At 43.9% G+C, this 4,796-nt stretch carries 6 protein-coding genes; 5 read left to right on the top strand and 1 reads right to left on the bottom strand.

Annotated elements, in window-relative coordinates; all coding sequences use genetic code 11:
• Positions 1-434: 434 nt before the first annotated feature.
• Complete coding sequence (locus PX636_RS14225) at positions 435-1,154, bottom strand: GDSL-type esterase/lipase family protein (protein ID WP_288117636.1); 720 nt, start codon at positions 1,152-1,154, stop codon at positions 435-437.
• 230 nt (positions 1,155-1,384) lie between these two features.
• Here PX636_RS14225 and PX636_RS14220 point away from each other — a divergent pair, with 230 nt between their 5' ends.
• The 5 genes from PX636_RS14220 to PX636_RS14200 form a co-directional block, all read left to right on the top strand.
• Entirely contained in the window at positions 1,385-2,278 is an 894-nt protein-coding gene (locus tag PX636_RS14220) for a methylenetetrahydrofolate reductase (RefSeq protein WP_288117635.1), read from the top strand.
• Between the two features lie 119 nt (positions 2,279-2,397).
• Entirely contained in the window at positions 2,398-2,706 is a 309-nt protein-coding gene (locus PX636_RS14215; RefSeq protein WP_002759516.1) for a hypothetical protein, read from the top strand.
• A 22-nt stretch (positions 2,707-2,728) separates the two neighbouring features.
• Positions 2,729-3,214: a GNAT family N-acetyltransferase gene (locus tag PX636_RS14210; RefSeq protein ID WP_079207739.1), complete on the top strand. Its 486-nt coding sequence runs from the start codon at positions 2,729-2,731 to the stop codon at positions 3,212-3,214.
• Positions 3,215-3,224: 10 nt separating this feature from the next.
• Positions 3,225-3,365 (top strand): hypothetical protein, encoded by a 141-nt coding sequence (locus tag PX636_RS14205; protein ID WP_288117634.1) that lies wholly within the window; start codon positions 3,225-3,227, stop codon positions 3,363-3,365.
• A 59-nt stretch (positions 3,366-3,424) separates the two neighbouring features.
• On the top strand, positions 3,425-4,796 hold a 1,372-nt coding region (locus PX636_RS14200; RefSeq protein ID WP_288117633.1), incomplete at its 3' end, for a Clp protease N-terminal domain-containing protein.

The raw sequence follows: 4,796 nt of genomic DNA, 5'->3' as shown, positions 1-4,796 counted from the left end.
TCTGGTGTGAGGAAACAGTGAACTGAAAACTCAAATCCGATCCCTAATAGCTGTCTCGGAGTCTCCCGTCTCGGAGTCTCCCGTCTCGGAGTCTCCCGTCTCGGAGTCTCCTGTCTCGGAGTCTCGGAGTCTCGACTAGGAAATTAATTTTGCACGACTACTTAACTCAGTCACAGCCTGCTTTTGATTTATGCACTAACTAAACAGTTCGATGGCTGGAATGTATATCTATCGTTGCTAATTCAATTTTACTGAAAAAATATGAGGCAATTAAAATAATTTTTATTCGGATAGATTCCTTAACTAGAAAGACTTTTAGTCTTGAGATAATATTAGGTCGAGGTCTATTGGGTTGTCTCGACGGAAGAGGAAGAAGTGAACTTGTTGAACCAAGAATCTAGCGTCAATGTCAAACAAACTGAGAACAGAGGACATCACTTTTCTACAATTCCTGTGAACGGTTGAATAAAACCATCCACACCGACAAAGGAGGTGAGGGGCGACCAGTTTAAAATATCCTCTAAAATTGATTGATAGCCCTGGACATTGGGATGAAGTCCATCTTCCATTAATCTTTCTTGACACCACAGATCACCCCGGTTCATCCAGAGATCAAATAAATCGAGATAGGGAATATTTTGCTCTAGACAAGCTTGTTTAGTGGTTTCTTTAAAACGATACTGATCGCGATGGTTGAAGTAAAAGCAATCTAAAAAGGGCATTTTCCGCTCATCCACGGGAATCATACCTATAAACAAAACCGGGCAAAGAGAACGGGCCCGGCCGAGTAAATGTTCAATTTGAGTTTGAAAAAGATCGTGATCGGTATAAGTACGACCATCGGGCCGGCCTAAACGGGCTGTATCATTAACACCGACGGAGAGAAGAATCAGGTCGGGGAGACGATTGCGAATTTCCCCCCTGAGACGAAATTCCTGTTCTAAACGTTCGGACACTTGTACCACTCGATCGCCGCGAATACCCAAATTATACAGGGCATGACCGGCACTTTCCATCCACAAACGACGTAGGCGCTCGGCCCAACCGCCACCCACGGGGTCGCCATAGCCATACACAAGGCTATCACCTAAAGCGACGATTTTGTAGGTCATGATTTCTTTTTTGTCTTTAGTAGGAGGAGGAAGAGTTTGCATGATCGCTCGATCGAATCGGTTGTCCTTTACACTTGTAAACGGATTTGGTTAAACTGTCCGTGTATTATACTACATTAGAAATTTTTTCCTGCCAGTTAACTCATCTGATATCAGCCAAGCACCAGCACTGACCAGTATAAAACAAGGCCGCCCGATGATCATTCCTTGCCTCCGAGTCATTGCCTGGCTAAATCTACTATAAAATTTATGATTAAAACCTAGATAAATTGATGACTACTCGTTTACGACGTGCGGTTCAAGACCGAGAATTTTTGATTACAGCCGAGATTACTCCCCCGAAAGGGGGTAATGCCAGTCATATGCTAGAAATGGCCCTCTGGCTAAAAAATCGCGTTCATGCGGCTAATATTACCGATGGCAGTCGCGCCGTAGTGCGAATGTCCTCTCTGGCTGCCTCCGCTATTCTCTATCAACACGACATCGAACCCATCTGTCAAATAGCCTGTCGCGATCGCAATGTGATCGGATTACAAGCAGATCTAATGGGCGCTCATGCCTTGGGATTGAGAAATATACTAGCTTTAACTGGAGATCCCGTCAAAGCAGGAGATCACCCCCAGGCTAGAGCAGTTTTTGACCTAGAATCGGTACGTTTGTTAAAATTAATCGATAAATTAAATAAAGGTTTTGACTTTAACGATAAATCTTTACCCGATGGACCCCTAGAACTTTTTGCCGGGGCTGCCGTCGATGTGCAGTCAAAAAGTTGGTCCGGTCTTCAAAGCCGTTTTGAGCGTAAAATCGAAGCGGGAGCGCAGTTTTTTCAAAGTCAATTAGTTACGGATTTTGATCGCCTTGATAAGTTCATGCAACAGGTGGCCTCGCTGGCCGATAAACCGATTCTAGCCGGGATTTTTCTGTTAAAATCAGCTAAAAATGCCGTATTTTTAAATAAAAATGTGCCGGGGGTACAAATTCCCGACCATATCATTCAAAGACTCGCCGATGCAGCCCATCCCCTCGAAGAAGGCATCAAAATCGCCGCCGAACAAATAAAATTAGCCCAGCAGTTATGTCAAGGTGTCCACATCATGGCGATTAAACGGGAGGATTTAGTCCCAAAAATTCTCGACGTGGCCGGTATCCCGCCAATACATAACTGAGATGAAAAGTCAAGAGTTTTTATAAAAAATTAACTTTCATTTTGACTAGCGGTCTTTTGACAAGAATTCTACCCCTAACCTAGGATGGGAAGGCTCAAAGCATCTTCGGGGTTAAAAGCATGGATTCCAATCTAGGTCAAGAAAAAGAGAATAGTTGTGGTAATTCCGGGCGAAAATGGTTGTCTATCGGTATTGCTCCCACTGGTATAATTTCTATTGGCATTGTTCCCATGGGCGTTATTTCCATCGGTATTGTTCCTATGGGAATAGTTTCCATTGGAACCGTGGCCATGGGGACAATTGCGGCCGGTTTTGTTTCCATGGGACTTTTCAGTATTGGTAGCGTTGGGATGGGATTAAATAACGGCCATTTTTCCAATCTTAATTCTCCCCCTGCTGAATCTCCCCATAAACATCATCAGCATTAAAATCAAGATTTGACTAGCAATCATGAATTATTCCATCCGTGCTGCCGTTGCTACCGATGTCAAGGCTATTTTTGACTTAATTGTTGCCTTAGCAGCCTATCAAGAACTCAGCCATTTAATGACAGGAAATAGTCAAGCTTTAGGGGATCATTTATTTGGAGAAAAACCCTACATCGAAGCATTGGTGGCGGAAGTAGAGGGTAAAATAGTCGGTTTTGCCCTATTTTTTGCTAACTATTCCACCTTTATAACTAAACCGGGGATTTACCTGGAAGATATCTTCGTTTTACCCGATTATCGTAGTCAAGGTATCGGGAAAGCTTTACTAATGGCTGTGGCTAAAATTGCCGTCGCTAGGGATGCAGGACTTTTAGAATGGACTGTCTTAGAGTGGAATCAACTGGCGATCGATTTTTATGGAAAAATGGGGGCTAAGGTCTTCAAAGAGTGGCAAATTTGTCGTCTCACCGGGACTGCTTTAACCCAATTGGGTAATAGTGATAAATAATTCAGACCCGATGAAAAAATTTTCACCCCCACAGATGAAAGAGGTTCCCTTCCCCACACCCCACACCCTACACCCCACACCCCACACCCTACACCCCACACCCTACACCCTCTTTCAAGTCAGACCCTTTGTCGAGTCTGGAACTTTGTGATCGATCGAGACTCCTTGCTATACTATACCTCTGACACTGGCTTTCCTCATTGGTGCAGAATGCAACCCACAGACTCGAATAAATTTACCGAACAAGCTTGGGATTCGATCGTTAAATCGCAAGAAATTGCGCGACGCTTTAAAAATCAGACCTTAGAGGTGGAACACGTTATTATTGCCCTCCTAGAGCAGAATAACGGTCTAGCCACCCGGATTTTACAAAAAGCTAATATAGAAATTCCGCGACTGCAACAACAGCTAGAAGTCTTCACCAACCGACAGCCGAAAGTGGCCATCGTCGATCAATTATACCTAGGTCGTGGTCTCGATCTGCTGCTCGATCGAGCGGAAGCATCCCGGGAAAGTTGGCAAGATAAATTTATCTCCGTTGAACATCTTCTCGTCGGTTTTGCCGAAGATGAAAGGGTTGGCCGGAAATGTTTACGCACTTTCAATCTTGACCCCCAAGATTTAGAATTAGCCATCAAAGCTATTCGCGGTACTCAAAAGGTTACTGAACCCAATCAAGAGGAAAAATACGAAGCTTTAGATAAATATGGCCGGGATTTAACAGCAGCGGCCAAAGAAGGCAAATTAGACCCGGTTATCGGTCGTGATGAAGAAATTCGACGGGTGGTACAAGTCCTCTCGCGACGGTCGAAAAATAACCCGGTTTTAATCGGTGAACCGGGGGTAGGAAAAACCGCTATCGCTGAAGGATTGGCCCAAAGGATTGTTAACGGAGATGTTCCCGAATCTTTGAAAAATCGTCAGTTAATTTCCCTCGATATGGGAAGTTTAATCGCTGGGGCAAAATATCGAGGAGAATTCGAGGAAAGATTGCGGTCAGTCATGAAAGAAGTTACCCAATCAGAAGGGCGAATTATTCTCTTTATCGATGAACTACATACCGTCGTCGGTGCGGGTTCTAGGGAAGGGGGATCCATGGATGCGGGCAACCTATTAAAACCTATGTTAGCTCGGGGAGAATTGCGCTGTATTGGGGCGACAACTTTAGATGAATATCGCAATCATATTGAAAAAGATCCGCCTTTAGAAAGACGTTTTCAACAGGTTTATATTAAGGAACCTTCCGTGGAGGATACTATCTCAATTCTCCGGGGTTTAAAAGAACGTTATGAGCTGCATCATGGGGTGACAATTACCGATTCGGCTCTAGTGGCAGCAGCTACCCTATCCCATCGTTATATTAGTGATCGTTTTTTACCCGATAAAGCGATCGATTTAGTTGATGAAGCGGCGGCCAAATTAGAGGTAGAAAGTACCACTAAACCCGCCGATTTGGAAATGATAGATCGTCGCTTAATGCAGTTACAAATGGAAAAATTCTCCTTAGAAAAAGAGGAGAAAAAAGATCGAGCTTTTCAAGAGCGTTTAGAAAGAATTATCGAAGAAACCAATCTCAGAAATA

The sequence above is a fragment of the Microcystis sp. M53598_WE2 genome, assembly GCF_030067735.1.
GTDB lineage: Bacteria > Cyanobacteriota > Cyanobacteriia > Cyanobacteriales > Microcystaceae > Microcystis > Microcystis aeruginosa.
The sequence above is the reverse complement of the archived record's forward strand: the minus strand, read 5'-3'. Positions and strand labels throughout refer to the sequence as shown.

What these genes read in the sequence shown, in the direction of transcription:
- PX636_RS14225 (WP_288117636.1), bottom strand. Translation starts at nt 1,154, where the DNA reads ATGCAAACTCTTCCTCCTCCTACTAAAGACAAAAAAGAAATCATGACC.
- PX636_RS14220 (WP_288117635.1), top strand. Translation starts at nt 1,385, where the DNA reads ATGACTACTCGTTTACGACGTGCGGTTCAAGACCGAGAATTTTTGATT.
- PX636_RS14215 (WP_002759516.1), top strand. Translation starts at nt 2,398, where the DNA reads ATGGATTCCAATCTAGGTCAAGAAAAAGAGAATAGTTGTGGTAATTCC.
- PX636_RS14210 (WP_079207739.1), top strand. Translation starts at nt 2,729, where the DNA reads ATGAATTATTCCATCCGTGCTGCCGTTGCTACCGATGTCAAGGCTATT.
- PX636_RS14205 (WP_288117634.1), top strand. Translation starts at nt 3,225, where the DNA reads ATGAAAAAATTTTCACCCCCACAGATGAAAGAGGTTCCCTTCCCCACA.